General features: G+C 42.1%; 14 protein-coding genes. 8 read left to right on the top strand and 6 right to left on the bottom strand.

Annotated features, from left to right (window positions below):
* Nucleotides 1–25 precede the first annotated feature (25 nt).
* The 3 genes from FHW88_RS17045 (at nt 26) to FHW88_RS17035 (ending at nt 1,034) form a co-directional block, all read left to right on the top strand.
* Nucleotides 26–139: a universal stress protein gene (locus tag FHW88_RS17045; RefSeq protein WP_176627124.1), complete on the top strand. Its 114-nt coding sequence runs from the start codon at nt 26–28 to the stop codon at nt 137–139.
* A 93-nt stretch (nt 140–232) separates the two neighbouring features.
* Nucleotides 233–877 carry a TIGR00730 family Rossman fold protein gene (locus tag FHW88_RS17040; RefSeq protein ID WP_255485358.1) on the top strand — a complete coding sequence of 215 codons (645 nt, stop codon included), beginning with the start codon at nt 233–235 and terminating at the stop codon, nt 875–877.
* Nucleotides 878–905: 28 nt separating this feature from the next.
* A complete protein-coding gene (locus tag FHW88_RS17035; protein WP_176627120.1) occupies nt 906–1,034 on the top strand; it encodes a PAS domain-containing protein in 129 nt (42 codons plus the stop codon).
* 130 nt (nt 1,035–1,164) lie between these two features.
* Here the strand turns inward: FHW88_RS17035 and FHW88_RS17030 are convergent, their stop codons facing one another.
* Entirely contained in the window at nt 1,165–2,025 is an 861-nt protein-coding gene (locus tag FHW88_RS17030; RefSeq protein WP_176627118.1) for a universal stress protein, read from the bottom strand.
* Nucleotides 2,026–2,247: 222 nt separating this feature from the next.
* Here FHW88_RS17030 and FHW88_RS17025 point away from each other — a divergent pair, with 222 nt between their 5' ends.
* From FHW88_RS17025 to FHW88_RS17015, 3 genes are all read left to right on the top strand, one after another.
* The gene (locus tag FHW88_RS17025) at nt 2,248–2,679 is read left to right on the top strand and encodes an Hsp20/alpha crystallin family protein (RefSeq protein ID WP_176627116.1); all 432 of its coding nucleotides are present in this window, start codon (nt 2,248–2,250) and stop codon (nt 2,677–2,679) included.
* Between the two features lie 77 nt (nt 2,680–2,756).
* Nucleotides 2,757–3,341, top strand: coding sequence for an HdeD family acid-resistance protein (locus FHW88_RS17020; protein WP_176627114.1), 585 nt, complete (start codon nt 2,757–2,759; stop codon nt 3,339–3,341).
* A 240-nt stretch (nt 3,342–3,581) separates the two neighbouring features.
* Nucleotides 3,582–5,963, top strand: coding sequence for a phosphoketolase (locus tag FHW88_RS17015; protein ID WP_218117227.1), 2,382 nt, complete (start codon nt 3,582–3,584; stop codon nt 5,961–5,963).
* Between the two features lie 243 nt (nt 5,964–6,206).
* Here FHW88_RS17015 and FHW88_RS17010 read toward each other — a convergent pair whose 3' ends face one another.
* From FHW88_RS17010 to FHW88_RS16995, 4 genes are all read right to left on the bottom strand, one after another.
* Complete coding sequence (locus FHW88_RS17010; RefSeq protein WP_090526046.1) at nt 6,207–6,590, bottom strand: hypothetical protein; 384 nt, start codon at nt 6,588–6,590, stop codon at nt 6,207–6,209.
* 34 nt (nt 6,591–6,624) lie between these two features.
* Nucleotides 6,625–7,758, bottom strand: coding sequence for an efflux RND transporter periplasmic adaptor subunit (locus FHW88_RS17005; protein WP_090526253.1), 1,134 nt, complete (start codon nt 7,756–7,758; stop codon nt 6,625–6,627).
* A 10-nt stretch (nt 7,759–7,768) separates the two neighbouring features.
* Nucleotides 7,769–12,121, bottom strand: a complete 4,353-nt coding sequence (locus FHW88_RS17000) for a CusA/CzcA family heavy metal efflux RND transporter (protein WP_176627110.1) — start codon at nt 12,119–12,121, stop codon at nt 7,769–7,771.
* A 93-nt stretch (nt 12,122–12,214) separates the two neighbouring features.
* The gene (locus FHW88_RS16995) at nt 12,215–12,598 is read right to left on the bottom strand and encodes a hypothetical protein (protein WP_090526044.1); all 384 of its coding nucleotides are present in this window, start codon (nt 12,596–12,598) and stop codon (nt 12,215–12,217) included.
* Between the two features lie 508 nt (nt 12,599–13,106).
* Here FHW88_RS16995 and glgP point away from each other — a divergent pair.
* The gene (glgP, locus tag FHW88_RS16990) at nt 13,107–14,774 is read left to right on the top strand and encodes an alpha-glucan family phosphorylase (RefSeq protein WP_090526043.1); all 1,668 of its coding nucleotides are present in this window, start codon (nt 13,107–13,109) and stop codon (nt 14,772–14,774) included.
* Nucleotides 14,775–14,996: 222 nt separating this feature from the next.
* On the opposite strand, the gene FHW88_RS16985 is transcribed toward glgP, so the two are convergent.
* Entirely contained in the window at nt 14,997–15,356 is a 360-nt protein-coding gene (locus FHW88_RS16985) for a DUF1304 domain-containing protein (RefSeq protein ID WP_090526042.1), read from the bottom strand.
* 457 nt (nt 15,357–15,813) lie between these two features.
* Here FHW88_RS16985 and FHW88_RS16980 point away from each other — a divergent pair, with 457 nt between their 5' ends.
* A complete protein-coding gene (locus FHW88_RS16980; RefSeq protein ID WP_176627108.1) occupies nt 15,814–16,392 on the top strand; it encodes an RNA polymerase sigma factor in 579 nt (192 codons plus the stop codon).
* Nucleotides 16,393–16,512: the final 120 nt, after the last annotated feature.

The raw sequence follows: 16,512 nt of genomic DNA, 5'->3' as shown, positions 1-16,512 counted from the left end.
GTTTTTATTATGATTTTGAAAAATTATGAAAACGATTTTAGTTCCAACAGATTTTTCGGCGCAGGCAAAAAATGCGGCAATTTATGCTGTAAATACTGCTCAAAATATAAGGGCAGGCGTAATATTATGCCAATTATAATTAGTGATGTTTAAAGAGAGCAATAAATCTGAGATCGCATTCCTGGAGGGCCCCCATTCGCGATTTAAGGAGCTACGTTTTACGTTCGAAACAATGTGGGAATTTATAAAAGGATTCCGTGCATTACATTTTATTGGCCCCTGCATTACGGTATTTGGTTCGGCCAGATTTAAGGAAGACCATCCTTATTATGAACTGACCCGGAAAGCTGCTGCCGAATTTGCGAAGCTTGGTTTTACAATTATGACAGGGGGAGGGCCTGGACTTATGGAAGCGGCTAATAGGGGAGCTAAGGATGTTGGCGGCCGGTCTGTTGCCTGTAATATCCAGCTTCCTGTAGAGCAGAAGCCTAACCAATACCTCGATAAATGGGTTTACATGAAACATTTTTTTGTAAGGAAGGTGTTATTGGTCAAATACTCTTTTGCCTTTGTTGTTATGCCCGGGGGATACGGTACAATGGACGAATATTTTGAAGCGCTAACCCTGATCCAAACACACAAGATAAAAGACTTCCCGGTGATTATTTTCGGTAAAGAATACTATTGCAAACTTGTTGAACATATCGATCTCATGAAGGCTAATGGAACAATAGGGCCTGGTGATATGAAGTTGTATTTGATAACTGATGATATAGAAGAAGCCGTTAGTTTAATTTCCGAAAAGTGCATCAAAACGTTTGGGCTAAAGCCCGCAAAGCCGATCACTCCTATAAAGTGGCTTTTGGAACGCATTTAATAGTTTTATTATCAATATCGCTATCAATATGAATGATCTGAATTTCCTAAAAGCTGTTATACATCATGTGATAGATGGTATTATTATAATTGATAAAACCGGACAGATCATTTATGCCAATCCAACTGCTGACGAATTGTTTGGATACAAGCCTTAGAGATGGCGCCTTTTTCGAAATGAAATTTCCGGTTGAATAAACCGCTTCATGTAACTGATATTAATGGTCCATTCAAAGTATGGATTGTACCCATTTTTGAATGGACCGCTTTTAATAAATTGAACCGGGTTTAAATAATAGTCGGGAAAATGAACAGCGGCAATTTTAGGTCGCTAAGAGCTTCTTTGGTAGTGCTATGTTCAAAATAGCGCCTGAAAAAAGAATGTTGGTGATGAACTACCGCGAGGAGATCAGGTTTTTCTTCAGCGCAATGACGGTGTAGCCGGTCCGCAACTTCGCGGCCTCCGAGGTCCTTAAACGAAATATCGTCGTACCCGAATTTGGCAATATGTTTTTGGAAAGCTCCTTCCTTTTCAATTTGCTGTTTCTTATCTTTTACTGGCTGGTTTACATGTACCACTTCAATACTGAACTTAAAGATCTTTCCCAGGCCAATTAAGAAATGGAGTGGCGCTATATCCGCTTCATCGAAGGTAGTAGCGAATACTACCTTTTTAATATCGGTAACACTGGTACTGGCTGGTACAACCAACACCGGGCGTTGTGTATGTTGAATTATTTTATTGGTTTCGCTGCCGAAAAACAAGTGTTCGATAGAGGTACCTAATGGGGCCCCCATCGTTATAAACACAATTTGGTTTTCATCAAGTATTTGTTTGAGATTATCTTTCAGGTTACCGTCACCGCTTAAGCCTTTAAGTGTTGGCTTTCGTTCGGTTTTATCAATCCCATCTGCAATGTATTGCAGTGTGTTTAATTGATGATCAAGTTTTTTCTTTATTTCGGCAGTGGCTAAAAAAAACTCTTCGTCTACGTAGGGACCTCCTGAAAAAGTGGACGCTACCGCTATGGTTTCATAGTTATGATACAAAAGTACGTTGGCATGCAATTTACCTGCCAGTAGTACAGCCAAATTTGCAGCGTTTGATGAATTATCGGAAAAATCGGTGAGTGCGAGGATAGTTTTCATGATAATGGATTGAATTTTTAAGTAACTGATTTGATTAAACAAATATTCACATCTCAGTCCTCATTATAAATGACCGTGATCATGACTGAGCTTGACTTTAAACATGAATGGTTAATGCAGCTTGCATTTAATGCTCACAATCATAGCTCTTTGTGAGCACGGTCATGTGCGGTTGAATAATCCATTCCGAATTTTGATCCATAAACTTAAATATACAACGCTATGTCAACATTAGTAAAATCAAACAACATTCCCTCATTGCGTTCAATGATGGAGGATTTCTGGAACAACGACAATTTCTTTAATCATCCCTTCTTTAATCGGGAGTTATTGCCGGCGGTAAACATCCGTGATAAGAAAGAGAATTATGAACTTGAAGTTGCCGCCCCGGGTTTCAAGAAAGATGATTTCAATATCGGAATTGAAAATGGTTTGCTGACTATCAGCGCCGAAACCAGCGAGGAACATAATGAGGAAAAAGAGAATTACACCCGCAAAGAATTTTCAAGCAATTCCTTTACCCGAAGCTTCAACTTACCCGAAGATGTGGATGATGACCACATTAAAGCAAATTACAAGAACGGGTTGCTGACTATTGATATTCGTAAAACAACCCCTACTGTTGCAGAGAAAAAGAAAATTAACATTGACTGATCAACCGCGTTGCACCTGTACTTTGATTGTGCAGGTGCAACTTTTTCTTTGATCAAACGCCGCAAAAAATTCAAACTATGGAAGCTGTAGTTTATAACAGGGTAATTGTCCCGTCCAGATATTGGATATTGATGCTGTTATCAGGTATCCTGCTTGGTGTTCTTGGGCTTTGGGTGATTTTATCGCCGCTGCAGTCGTATCTTTCACTTAGTATTACGTTTGCTGTAGGAATGATGATGACCGGCCTTTTTGAAACTGTTTTTGCAATGATAAGTGTCCGGCGTATTGAGCGCTGGGGGTGGCTGCTGGCAAGCGGGTTGATTGATTTAGCTATAGGTAGTTATTTGTTTACCTACCCAACAATAACCATGATGTTGCTTCCGATTATTGTTGGATTTTGGTTGCTTGTTAGAGGCATAATGGGGATAGGAAGCGCGCTTGATATGCGTGCTTACGGTATCGGGAGTTGGGGCAGGATCATGTTTAATAGCCTGGTTATCATTTTCTTTTCAGTTGGCATTCTTGCTTATCCTGCTTTTGGTATCGCTAACCTGATCGTATGGACAGGAATGGCGTTTTTGGGAGCAGGTATTTTCAGAGTGGTTATTTCTTTTAAGGTTAGGCATATCATCAGTCTTTCTTCGGGTAAATCCAAAAGTTAACTAAATGCTGTTACTCATCAGAATTAGTGATGGCGGTCATGTTTTGAGGATCCCAGTCATTCGATATTTGTTGATAATGTTAAATCCCTGAATAATGAATCTTAACCAAAATAAGAATATATCTGTAAATTATTCAGGGGTAAACGTCTATATTATACCAACTGATGAGGAACTGATGATGGCGCAGATCGTGAATGAAATAAACCGCATTTTAAATTATTTAAAGCAATTAAAATGACAATGATAACTGATATCACATCAATCGATAACGCGCCGTTAACCGGTGAATGTTTGGAAAAATTAGATGCTTATTGGCGCGCAGCTAATTATTTGTCTGTCGGCCAGCTTTATCTTTGCGATAATCCGCTTTTGGAAGAGCCGTTAAAAATAGAACATCTCAAGAAAATGCAGTTAGGCCACTGGGGTACCACCCCCGGGCAGAATTTTATTTATACGCACCTTAACCGGATCATTAACAGATATGATTTAAATATGCTTTATATTTCAGGACCCGGGCACGGCGGACCTGCAGTAGCAGCAGGTACATACCTGGAAGGGACCTACAGCGAAGTTTATCCGGAAGTTAGCCAGGACCGCGCGGGGATGAAAAATTTGTTTAAACGGTTCTCATTTCCAGGTGGTGTATCCAGTCATGCCTCGCCCCAAACACCGGGGTCAATGCATGAAGGGGGCGAACTTGGATACTCGTTAAGCCATGCATTTGGCGCTGTGCTGGATAATCCGGACCTCATTGCTGCTTGTGTTGTAGGCGATGGAGAAGCCGAAACCGGTCCGCTGGCAACTGCCTGGCATTCTAATAAGTTCCTGAACCCGATTACCGATGGCGCTGTATTACCAATTTTGCATTTGAACGGCTATAAGATTTCAAATCCAACGGTTTTGGCCCGCATTCCCCACATCGAGCTCGAACAGCTATTTCATGGTTATGGGTACTTTCCTTTATTTGTCGAAGGTTCGGACCCTGCAATTATGCACCAGGCTATGGCTGTGGCCTTAGAGCAAGCGGTACACTTTCTAAAGCAAATAAAATACAATGCCATAGAGCATCCAGGGCAGGAGCGACCAAAATGGCCAATGATCATATTAAATTCACCAAAAGGATGGACCGGGCCAAAGGTTGTTGATGGAAAGCAGATAGAGGGCACATTTCGCTCTCATCAAATACCGCTTACCGTTTCTGAGTCAAGCCCGGAGAGTCATTTGCAAATGCTCGAAAGCTGGATGAAGAGTTACCGGCCCGGAGAGTTATTCGATACTAACGGTTGCTTAAAGAAGGAAATTGCGGAAATAGCACCAAAAGGCAATCGAAGGATGGGAGCAAATGCGCACACAAATGGGGGGCTTTTGCTTAGAGAGTTGGTGCTTCCTGATTTTCAGAAATATGCAGTTAATGTTGATCATCCGGGTATCACAGGCGAAGGTGATGTGCACGTCACCGGTCGTTTCTTACGGGATGTAATATCTCTTAATCATCAAAATTTCAGAGTTTTCGGTCCCGATGAGACTGTCTCAAATAAGTTAGAGGCAATTTTTGAAACTACCAGCCGCCAGTGGAACGCTGATATTAATGTAAATGATGAATACCTTGCCCCAAAGGGGCGGGTAATGGAGATGCTCAGCGAACATCAGTGCGAAGGTTGGCTCGAAGGGTATTTGCTAACCGGCAGGCACGGGCTATTCAATTGTTATGAGGCATTTATACATATCGTCGATTCGATGTTTAACCAACACGCCAAATGGTTGAAAATGACGCGGGAGATACCATGGCGGAGAAAGATAGCATCCCTGAATATCCTGCTTACTTCAACCGTTTGGCGCCAGGACCATAACGGTTTTACCCATCAGGACCCGGGATTCATTGATCACGTCATTAATAAAAAATCAGAAATTGTGAGGGTTTACCTGCCACCGGATTCTAACTGCCTTATGTCGGTTATGGCTCATTGCCTGGGCAGTAAACATTATGTAAATGTTATGGTAGCAGGGAAGCACCCTTCTCCTCAATGGTTAAGTATGGATGAGGCTGTGGTTCATTGTTCAAGAGGCATTGGGGTATGGGACTGGGCAAGTAATGATCAGGACTGTGAGCCGGATATTGTGATGGCCTGCTGCGGTGATGTGCCTACATTAGAAACGCTGGCTGCTGTATCCATATTACGTGAACATTTTCCTGATTTAAAGATAAGGGTTGTAAACGTTGTCGACTTGCTAAAGCTGGAAAGGCAATCCAGCCATCCACATGGCTTGAACGACCATGATTTTGATGCACTTTTTACTGTCAATAAACCCGTGATCTTCGCTTTTCATGGCTATCCATGGCTTATTCACAGGCTTACTTATAATAGGACCAATAATAACAATATTCATGTAAGAGGTTACAAAGAAGAAGGCACAATAACGACATCCTTTGACATGACCGTGCTTAACGAAATGGATAGGTTTCATCTCGTAATGGACGTAATCGATCGATTGCCGGATTTGGGCAGTAAAGGTTTATATCTCAAACAAAACCTAATGGACAAATTGGTTGAGCACAAACAATACATCAATGTTAATGGTGAGGATATGCCCGAAATCAGAAATTGGCGGTGGAAAGCTTGAAAGGTGAAATTTTCGAAAGCCAGAAGTTGCACGTATGCTTAATCTAATCACCATGATAACCAGCTAATTATTGCGGATCCTGATTCAAATAAATATGCAGATCGGGACATAATGTAATTCCCTGTCCCCCAAAGCCACACTGCAAAAACCGGCCTGCATTACTTAGCAATTTATCCTATTACGACAACGGGGCCCGGTGAAACAGAAAATGCCAACAGGCATTTTCTATTTCCGGACTTTAATTTAACGAAGGGAGAGTAGTATCTGATAATTACTTTCGTCCCGGTAACGCTTTCTTACTGTGACATCAGTGTCTGCTGCTACCGTTTTATGGGCAGGCTTCAAAAAAACAGATGCAGTAAAGTGATATTGCCCGGGGGATAATTGGCTAAAAGTTGCACTTCCATCAATAGCGGAAAGCTGCATTCCTTGATATCTAATGTTGCCTGAGTTGTCTTTTTCAGGTATCCCGGCATAGTAATAAACAGGAATATCTGGCACAGGTTGTTGGTTGTATTGTACCATAATATTAACATTCCCATTATATACACTAGCTTTTTCGCATGATGATAATATAGTGATGGCAACTACTGAGATGACTAATTTCATCGTGATATTAGTTTTCATATTTGACAGGCCTTAGTTTAAACGCTATTTAATTTTATTCCGCCTTATTCTTCATCATCATTAATAATGAATACGCACCTTTGGTTACAAAAACAGCGTTTGCGGTCATAGTCTTTGTAGGCAACAGTATTTCTGTAAAGCCGTTTTCACTTTCACCTGTATTAACCTCGGTCATCTCAAACTGTCGGTTCCCGATAACTTTATAGATATACTGTTTACCTTCAAACTGAACAATGGCTTCGTTAGCTATGGCATATGCCTTAGTATTTTTTACTTGTACTTCTGCATTCATATACGTACCCGGAACCAGTGTTTTATCGTAGGTTTCAAAATGGCAATGCACGTCTGCGTTCCTGTCGGCAGAAAGATCACGGCCAATCAGTAATATCTCGGCTTCGTGTTTTTTTGCGGGTTGGTTGTTGGTATAGGCCACCAGTTTTTGACCGACATATAATTTATCCAGATCTTTCTCATATACTTTCAGCGCCAGGTGGATATCTGTTGGGTTGACCAACTCGAACAGCACCTCCGTTGGGGATACGTATTTGCCGATATTGACATTTACTTTAGATACAAAGCCGGTTATAGGGGAATATATATTTACGCTCCTTGATATTTTTGAAGCGCTGATAGTTCGTACGTTGATACCAATGAGTTGTAATTTCTCAGCTAATGAGCTAATTAACACTTGCTGGCTGCGGTATTCGGCCTCGGCCTGCTGAAAAACCTTGTCACTGCTCGCTTTGCTCTGGTTAAGGTCTTTTTGGCGGTTATATTCATTTTCCAGGTACCCTATCCGCGCCTTCGCTGTAAGATAATCCTGTTGTAACTGAATATATTGCTGGTCCTCTATCATCGCTATGGCTTCACCTTTATTCACATGCATGCCCGGCAACAACTTGGTTGATTTTAAATACCCACCAAGGGGGACACTAATGGAAACCATATTTTGCGGCGGAACATCGATTTTTCCATTGAGTTTTAACACAGATGATATTTCCCTTTGCTCAATCTTGCCTGTAAGTATCGATGCGTTTTTTAGCTGCGCATCCGTCAGGGTTACGATGTTAGTATTCTCTGCTTTATCTGTATTATCTGTTGCCGGTTTTTTTTCGCCGCAGGCAGATAGCAGGATAATAATGACTGATAGATATATAATGGATTTCATGATCATATTTTTAGTTGTTTGAAAAATAGTTGAGTTGAATGATGGCCTCGTTAAGGTTGCGAACAGCATCCAGGTAATCATTTTTAATAGTAGTGGCCTGGTTAATCAGTTGTGTCCATTCCAGGTAGTTGATGTTTCCGGCGGCAATTTGCTGGTTGGCGGTAACGGTTATTAAAGCGGCATTTTTTAACGGCTTGTTTTCAAAATACTGAACCGTTTGCAGGTACTTGTGGTATTGAAAAACGGCAGATTGATAAGCCGTTGTCATGCTTTGAAGCTCCATAGCATAACTACTTTCGGCTATCTGTTTGTTTACTCTCGCGCTGTTGATCCGCGCCTTTTGCGCCCGGGCAAAAATAGGTATGCCGATACCCAATTGCACTGAGTTAAACCGATTTGAGCCATTGTAAAGCTTATTATCGGCACCAATACCCTTGATGCTGGTATTGTTATATCCTATGGCCAGATCAGGCAAAAGTTTGCTCTTTTCCATGCGGATAGCAGCGTCTGCAATTTGCTGCTGCTGAGCTATTAGTTTTATTACCGGGTGGTTTTTCAAGGTCAAGGTATCTGAGGCCAATATAACGGCTAATTTATAGTCGGATCTGTCTGGTGTTAAGAGCTCTGTAGAATTAAGCAACAACTGGAATTGCAGTTGTATGATGGCCACATCTTCCTTTAACTGGCTTAGCTGCATCTGCACCTGTCCCAATAATGTTTCAGCACTCGTTTTCTCCAGTATATTGGCTTCGCCTTTGGCCAGCCGCAACTCGGCTTTTTTATAAAAGCTCAAATACAAGCTATCGGCATGCTGTAGTAACATTCGCTTGTTTTCCAAATATACCAGGGTGTTAAAAACCTGGCTAACCTGCTTTTTTAACAGCACCTCATTTACCGCGATATTCAGTATGCTGTTTTTCCAGTCTTCTTGCAAAAGTTCTTTCTGCCTGCTATAGACAGTCGGAAAGTTGAAAGACTGGGAAATACCGAATTTCGTATCGTTGTAGCTGCTGTTGATTTGCCCAACCTCTCCAAACAGCGTAGCCTGCGAAATATTGGCTGATGTGCCGATCAGTATCTGCTGATACTTCGACTTTAACTGTTCATGTTTAACTTGTAAGTTGTTTTTTAAAGCAGTATCTATAGCGGCGTTAAGGGTGATGGGCGTTTGCGCCCCCGAGGTTTGGCTTATTACAGTCAGCAAAATGATGGAAAGCACAGTGGCCGTTTTCTTCGATAGCACTGTTTTAAAGCCTTTTTCAAACATGATATATAAAACGGGCAATACAAACAAGGTGAGGAAAGTGGCGATCAGCAAGCCACCTATTACTACCGTAGCTAAGGGCCTTTGTACTTCGGCACCGGCACCGTTACTGATGGCCATGGGAAAGAAACCCAGGGAAGCCACAAATGCGGTCATGAGTACCGGTCTTAACCTTACCTTGGTGCCTGATAACACAATATGTTTCAAATTGGTCATACCTTCTTTTTTTAACTGGTTAAATTCCGATATCAATACAATGCCGTTTAGCACGGCCACGCCAAACAGAGCGATAAAACCCACCCCGGCGCTGATGCTGAAAGGCATGCCGCGCAAAGCAAGGAACAGGATGCCACCGATAGCTGACAACGGAATGGCGGAGTAAATCAATAATCCCTGCTTAATGGAGTTGAAAGCAAAATAGAGTAGTAAGAAAATAAGCAGCAACGAAACCGGCACGGCTATCATCAGGCGCTGTTTGGCAGCATTCAGGTTTTCAAAAGCACCACCATAGGTTACATAATAGCCGGCCGGGAATTTAACTTGTTTATCTACCTTGGCCTGCAGCTCATTTACGATTGTTTGTACGTCCCGGCCGCGCACATTAAAGCCAACTACGATACGGCGTTTGGCATCCTCGCGCTGTATCTGGTTGGGGCCGTCTTTTATTTGTACATCGGCCAATTGATATAAAGGGATCTGTGTACCCCTCGGTGTCGGGATGAGCAAGTTTTGAATATCCTTCAAGTCTTCTTTTTGCTCGCTGCTTATCCTGACCACTATTTCAAAGCGCTTTTCACCTTCAAACAGGGTTCCGGTGCTCTGTCCGGCGAGTGCTGTGTTAACCACCTTGTTAATATCGGCGATATTGAGGTTGTATTGTGCTATGGCATTGCGGTTATAATTAATGATGATCTGCGGCATGCCGGCAACTGCTTCCACAAACAGGTTTTTAGCGCCGTCAACCGTATTGATGATCTTACCCAGTTTATTCGCATAAGCAGCGAGGGTATCCAGGTCTTCGCCGAATATTTTACAAACCACGTCCTGGCGCGCACCGGTCATCAGTTCGTTAAAACGCATCTGAACCGGGTACTGAAAGCCTGCGGTAACACCCGGAACCGCTTGTAAGGCCTTACCCATTTTTTCAGACAATTCATTAAAGGTTTTAGCCGATGTCCACTCGTTCTTGGGTTTTAGGATCACCATCATATCGCTTGCATCCATCGGCATAGGATCGGTCGGAACTTCGCCGCTGCCTATTTTGGTCACCACCTTTTCAACTTCGGGGAATTGGCTTTTTAAGATGTGGGCGGCCTTTTGGGTATTGGTAATAGTAGTATTCAGGCTACTGCCGGTTAGCACCCGCGTATCAACCGCAAAATCACCTTCTTCCAGTGCAGGTATAAACTCACCGCCCAGTGTGGTTAAAATATAGGCTGAAAATATAAACAGACCGATAATAGTTAATAATGCAGCTTTGGGAAATGCAATTACCCCGCTTAATGTTTTTTGATATATTCTTTCAACCTTCGCCATTAACCTATCCGAAAAATTGGGCTTGTGCTTGATCTTCTTACTCAGGAAGACGGCGCTCATCATAGGGATGTAAGTGAGTGATAAAATAAAAGCGCCCAACAGCGCAAACGCCACGGTTTGCGCCATAGGCTTAAACATTTTACCCTCGATTCCCTGCAAAGTGAAGATCGGCAGGTATACTACTAATATAATGATCTGGCCAAAAACGGCGCTGTTCATCATTTTGCTGGCAGAACTGTTCACTTCCTGATCCATTTCTTTCTGCCCAATCTTGTCAGTTAATGTAAAATGTTTGCTATGGCTAAGGGTATGCATTACGGCTTCTACAATAATTACGGCGCCATCTACAATTAAACCGAAATCAAGCGCACCAAGACTCATCAGGTTACCGCTTACGCCAAAAAGGTTCATCATAATAATGGCAAACAGCATTGACAACGGAATCACAGAGGCAACGAGTAAACCTGCCCTGAGATTGCCAAGAAATAATACCAGTACAAATACCACGATGAGTGCCCCCTCCAGCAGGTTGCGCTCCACAGTACCGATAGCGTTGTTCACCATTTTGGTACGGTCCAGGAAAGGTTCAATCTCAACGCCTTCTGGCATAGTTTTCTGGATTTGTGCTATACGTTCCTTTACGTTTTTAATCACCTCGCTGCTGTTGGCACCTTTCAGCATCATGACAACCGCTCCCGCAACTTCGCCTTCGTCGTTATAGCACATCGCACCATACCGGGTAGCATAGCCTATTTTAACGTCAGCCACGTCTTTAATAAAAAGCGGCGAGCCATCGGCAGTATTTTTAATTACCGTATTATTGATATCTTCCATATTGCCGATCAGCCCCTGGCTACGGATATATACCACCGTCGGGCCTTTTTTAATATAAGCGCCGCCGGTGTTCTGGTTGTTACTTTCCAGGGCCTTAAAAACATCGGTTATGGTAATATTATGGGAAAGCAGTTTATTAGGATCAACTTCAATAGAATACTGTTTAAGCTTCCCGCCAAAGCTGCTCACTTCGGCTACACCTTTGACGCCGAGTAACTGGCGGCGAACTATCCAGTCCTGTATCGTACGGAGCTCGGTTTCGTTATACCTACCGGCATAGCCCTTTTTGGGGCGCACTACGTATTGGTAAATTTCGCCCAGCCCGGTGCTTACCGGGCCCAACTCGGGTGTGCCGATACCGGCGGGTATCTGGCTTTGCGCTTTTTGCAAACGTTCGGCAACCTGCTGTCTCGCCCAGTAAACATCTGTAGCGTCGTCAAAAACAATGGTAACCAGCGACAGGCCAAACCTGGAAAAACTTCGGATCTCTTTTAAGCCCGAGATATTGCTGTTCGCCTGCTCTATAGGGTAGGTGACCAAACGTTCGATATCTGTAGCTCCGAATGATGGGGCGATGGTAATAACCTGTACCTGGTTGTTGGTAATGTCGGGTACGGCATCAATGGGCAGCCTGGTAAACTGATAGCTGCCATAGCCAATAAGGGCGATAATAAAAAGCCCTATGATCAGCTTATTCCGCACGGAAAAAGCGATAATATGATTTAACATAAAATAAGATCTTGAAAATTAGCAATTCAAAAAGCAGCGCATAGCAGGAATAGCCAGGCTAAGCGCTGTAAATAACATAGAAATGACTGCTAATTAGGATTTTGGCGGCTGCCAAATGCTGGATAAATAAGTTGAGTGGTTAAACGACTGATCGAAGGCATGTAACTTCGTTTTCGTTGAGAATACCAGGGGAGGGACGAGTGGCTGGAATAATTGAGGAACCAGCACGGGTGATATCGTCGCTGTGCAATTATCTGCTGTTTTGAAGGGCAGCTTCATATCCTCGCTGTAGTCTTTATCCCTCGGGCTGCCATGCATGTAATGCATGTCCAGAAATTGCAGGAATGAAATGCTCTTGTTTTCCTTCCGGTGTTCGGCAAAGTGTTCAAAAACCACAGGCAATTTCAGCAACTGGTGGAGTTCAGTTGTTGAGAACAGGAAGGTTGTTAAAAGCAATATGGCCGTGAACTTTTTCAAAACTATACAAAAGTAACAATTAATAAACAATCGTTTTTGACGCAGATCATATGATTATTAAGTTTTAATCATTTATTAATATGCGCGATAGGCTCAAAATGAGCTCCCGAAGGTCTTCGCAGCCGCATTTGGTCCTTTTTTCATATTCAGACTGGAAAACACGGGAATGACGAAAGTACTTACACGGAAAGGGTATCATTGTGAAAGAATTTTGTAAACGGAAATATTAAAAGCGGTTTTCTGTTTTAAAGTATGTAGGAGTGAGGTCACTTATTAAAGTCAATTGCGGGCCGGTTTCAAATTTGGCTCTTAATCCATCGTTTGAATTTGAGTGTTTTGTGCGTACTGTCATATAATACCCTGATCCGTGTCATTCCCGGTTAGCAGATAAACACCAACATTTGAAAAAACATTCATCACAACTTGTGAAAAACAGAAATCAAAATAGTCTATAATACTAATATACTCGTCAGCTTTAAAATAGCTACGGGTCTTTTTTTTAAATCATATGAGCTTCTCCTTTCAGCATCCTTACCCAATAAACCCGGAATACAAAATGCCGGTCGCTTATCTTTGCATGGAATATGCCGTCCATCAGCCCCTTAAAACCTACTCAGGTGGCCTCGGCTATCTTGCAGGCTCTTTTATGAGGAGCGCCTATGAACTCAGGCAGAACGTTATAGGTATCGGAATCTTGTGGAAATATGGTTATTATAACCAGGGAAGAAAGGGTGATGAAACCATGGAGGTACTCTTCCAGGAAAAAATATATCACTTCCTCATTGATACCGGCATTAAATTTACTATTAAGGTATCCGGCCACGATGTTTGGGTTACCGCGTTTTACCTGAAGCCTGAAATTTTTAAAACGGCTCCTCTGTTTTTCCTGACAACAGATCTGCCGGAGAATGATTATTTGGCTAAAACCATTTCACATAAGCTTTATGACAGTAATCCTGAAACGGGGACTGCTGCTGCGATATTGTTGGGTGAAGGCGGGGCACGCTTATTAGAAGCAATCAATTTCCAACCAGATATTTATCATCTGAACGAATCGCATGCCTTACCCATCGCATTTTATTTATATAAAAAATATAAGTCCGTTGAGGAAGTAAAAAGAAGACTGGTTTTCACTAACCATACACCCGAGCCTGGCGGCAACCAACGGTCTGATTTGTTCCTGCTTAATAAAATGGGGTTTTGGGGGGATATTCCAATAGATGAAGTGAAGGAAATAGCGGGTTGTCAGGGCGACGTTATGGATCATACCTTAACTGCGTTTAGGTTCTCCGGCAAAGCCAATGCTGTGTCAAAAATGCATTTAAACACGCTACAGGGAATATGGAATGGAAATAACGGCATTTGTGAACTTACTTCTATAACAAATGCGCAGAGCTATTCTTATTGGGCAGACAAGGAAATGTATGCGGCATTGGAAACTAATCAGATGCAAAAGCTGGTGGAAAGGAAAAAGGCAGGTAAACGTGCACTTTTTGACGAGGTAGCGGACCAATGTGGTGTTCTCCTCGATCCTGAAGTGCTCACCATTGTTTTTGCGAAAAGGTTTGCCGGGTACAAAAGGCCGGAATTGCTATTGCATGATATGGACTTTTTTCACCAACTGCTAACTAACAATAAAATGCCGATCCAAATGATATGGGCGGGAAAGCCTTATCCAATGGATTATGATGCGATAGCCAGTTTTAATAAGATCGTAAACTTATGTAAGGATTACCCAAACTGCGCGATTTTAGTCGGTTATGAATTGCGTTTATCACGATTACTTAAACAAGGGGCAGACGTCTGGCTCAACACGCCGCGGCTGACCCACGAAGCTTCAGGTACGAGCGGGATGTCGGCGGCAATGAACGGATGTGTTAATGTTTCGATTCCTGATGGCTGGTTTCCGGAATTTGTTGTGGATGGAGTGAACGGTTTTGTTATACCTAATACTGAAATTAGTGAGCATAAATTTCAACAGGATGAAACCGATGCGCATAACTTGTACAATTTGCTGCAAAAAACAGTCATTCCCCTGTATTACGATCATCCGGATAAATGGGTTGAAATAATTAGGCGCAGTATGCAGGATATATTCCCTCTCTTTGACAGTAACCGGATGGCAAATGAGTATTATAAACAGCTTTATACTATCAACGGTACTAATATTTGTTAATGTGGGCTTCTTCGCTACTTCCCATAACCTTTTGAGCAGCCGGTTCACAAACCTCGGGGGCGATGCCACGCTTGGTCGTAAGTTCGACACGTTGTTGGTTTTTATCCAGGCAGCAATCGAAACCGTGAATTGTTTGTTGTAACCGGCTATAGCATGACCAATCCCTTGATAGTTTTTTCCATTTCGACCCACATAAAAGATCGCGTGGGTTGATAAATGCGCCTACCTCATCAGGATCAATAAAATGACCAGTGATGCAGGTACGGCCTGTATATAGAAGATCTTTTTGGTTACTGTAAGTGCCCCGTAAATGCCAGCTACGGCCACACAACTCAGGAAAAACAGGGCCACATAGTTATGCCATTGTGCGTTGCTGATAAAGAATGTCCAAATCAGACCTGCTGCTAAAAATCCGTTGTATAAACCCTGGTTAGCCGCTAAAACTTTGCTGTTTTCCAGTTCCTGCAATGATTTGTTGAATGCCTTGGGGCCACGGGTTGTCCAGGCAAACATTTCCAACCATAATATATAACAATGGATAAAGGCTACCAGGCCGATGAGTACTTTGATAATAAGATCCATAGATTTTGATAACTTAAGTATAAATGTAGTAAATGTTATAGGATATATTGTACTGGGATTCTGTTAAGCCATTAAGCCTTAAACTTATTCTGTAGGGGCATTCATGCACAAATGTATAACGGTGTAACCAATACGGTCCATTTTGCCGTTTTGCAACTGTAAAAAATGAGGAAAACAATAGCAGGGGCAGTAGGATGCTGGTTTGCCCTTTCCTGATTGTAATGGTTTGGCTCATGGAAAATTACAATAATAGGGAAGAGACCATCATACTAACGGAAATCGGAGTTTTCTTGCCATGCTAAGCTGATAATTCTCTGCCATCGGGGTTAAACCCGTTTATAAGATTTTATTTTGCCAGATAATTTCTATATTTGGATTTGACACATATACAATGAGCATTAAAACACCATGATGTTTGTGTAATTAACCTGATCAATATAGGAAATTAAAATAACGCATGGCCCCTCTTGACTTGTCAGCCGACGATGCCAAACTTCTGAAACTCATTAGTGAAGGTAGCAAACCTGCCTTTGATGTATTATATACCAAATATTGGAAACAGGTTTATAACGCAGCATACAAACGGGTTAACGATATTGAACGCGCTCAGGATATTGCTCAGGACGTATTTGTGCAGTTATGGGTGCGTGCGTCAAAGTCGCCGATTGAAAACCTGCCGGCTTATTTATTGGTTGCCGCTCGCAACGGCGTTTTTAAATATATGGAAAAGGAATCGCGCTATGCGGCCTTACCCGATACAGTCCATGAAATTGAAAGCCATCTTGGCCGCGCCGATGCTAATGTGCTTCATGATGAATTTTTGAAAGCTTTTAATGAGCTTATTGATACCTTACCAGCTCAACAACGTATCATATTCAATTTGCGCTTTTATGAAGGCCTCTCAAGCCAGCAAATTGCCGATCAACTGGAAATCTCCCCCAAAACTGTTCGTAACCAAATGGGGAAGGCCCTTGCAACACTTCGTAAATCACTTTTCTTACTTCATGTATTGCTTTATTTTTATCAACAAGGTTGATAAAACGTTTTTTCTTTAATGAAGATGCCCTATTTTTATCAATTATGATGGTTGGTTGATGATATTTTATCATTTTGATTTTAAACCTGCATTATTTTTAAATAAAACATTAAAAATATT

It is taken from the genome of Mucilaginibacter sp. SG538B (assembly GCF_013376065.1).
In the GTDB taxonomy this organism is placed as follows: Bacteria; Bacteroidota; Bacteroidia; order Sphingobacteriales; family Sphingobacteriaceae; genus Mucilaginibacter; species Mucilaginibacter rubeus.
This window is presented reverse-complemented; position numbering and strand designations above follow the sequence as displayed.

Coding starts and splice junctions, on each gene's coding strand:
- FHW88_RS17015 (WP_218117227.1), top strand. CDS start 3,582: ATGATAACTGATATCACATCAATCGATAACGCGCCGTTAACCGGTGAA.
- FHW88_RS17020 (WP_176627114.1), top strand. CDS start 2,757: ATGGAAGCTGTAGTTTATAACAGGGTAATTGTCCCGTCCAGATATTGG.
- FHW88_RS17025 (WP_176627116.1), top strand. CDS start 2,248: ATGTCAACATTAGTAAAATCAAACAACATTCCCTCATTGCGTTCAATG.
- FHW88_RS16985 (WP_090526042.1), bottom strand. CDS start 15,356: ATGGATCTTATTATCAAAGTACTCATCGGCCTGGTAGCCTTTATCCAT.
- FHW88_RS17040 (WP_255485358.1), top strand. CDS start 233: ATGTGGGAATTTATAAAAGGATTCCGTGCATTACATTTTATTGGCCCC.
- FHW88_RS17035 (WP_176627120.1), top strand. CDS start 906: ATGAATGATCTGAATTTCCTAAAAGCTGTTATACATCATGTGATAGAT.
- FHW88_RS17010 (WP_090526046.1), bottom strand. CDS start 6,590: ATGAAAACTAATATCACGATGAAATTAGTCATCTCAGTAGTTGCCATC.
- FHW88_RS16980 (WP_176627108.1), top strand. CDS start 15,814: ATGGCCCCTCTTGACTTGTCAGCCGACGATGCCAAACTTCTGAAACTC.
- FHW88_RS17000 (WP_176627110.1), bottom strand. CDS start 12,121: ATGTTAAATCATATTATCGCTTTTTCCGTGCGGAATAAGCTGATCATA.
- glgP (WP_090526043.1), top strand. CDS start 13,107: ATGAGCTTCTCCTTTCAGCATCCTTACCCAATAAACCCGGAATACAAA.
- FHW88_RS17005 (WP_090526253.1), bottom strand. CDS start 7,758: ATGAAATCCATTATATATCTATCAGTCATTATTATCCTGCTATCTGCC.
- FHW88_RS17045 (WP_176627124.1), top strand. CDS start 26: ATGAAAACGATTTTAGTTCCAACAGATTTTTCGGCGCAGGCAAAAAAT.
- FHW88_RS17030 (WP_176627118.1), bottom strand. CDS start 2,025: ATGAAAACTATCCTCGCACTCACCGATTTTTCCGATAATTCATCAAAC.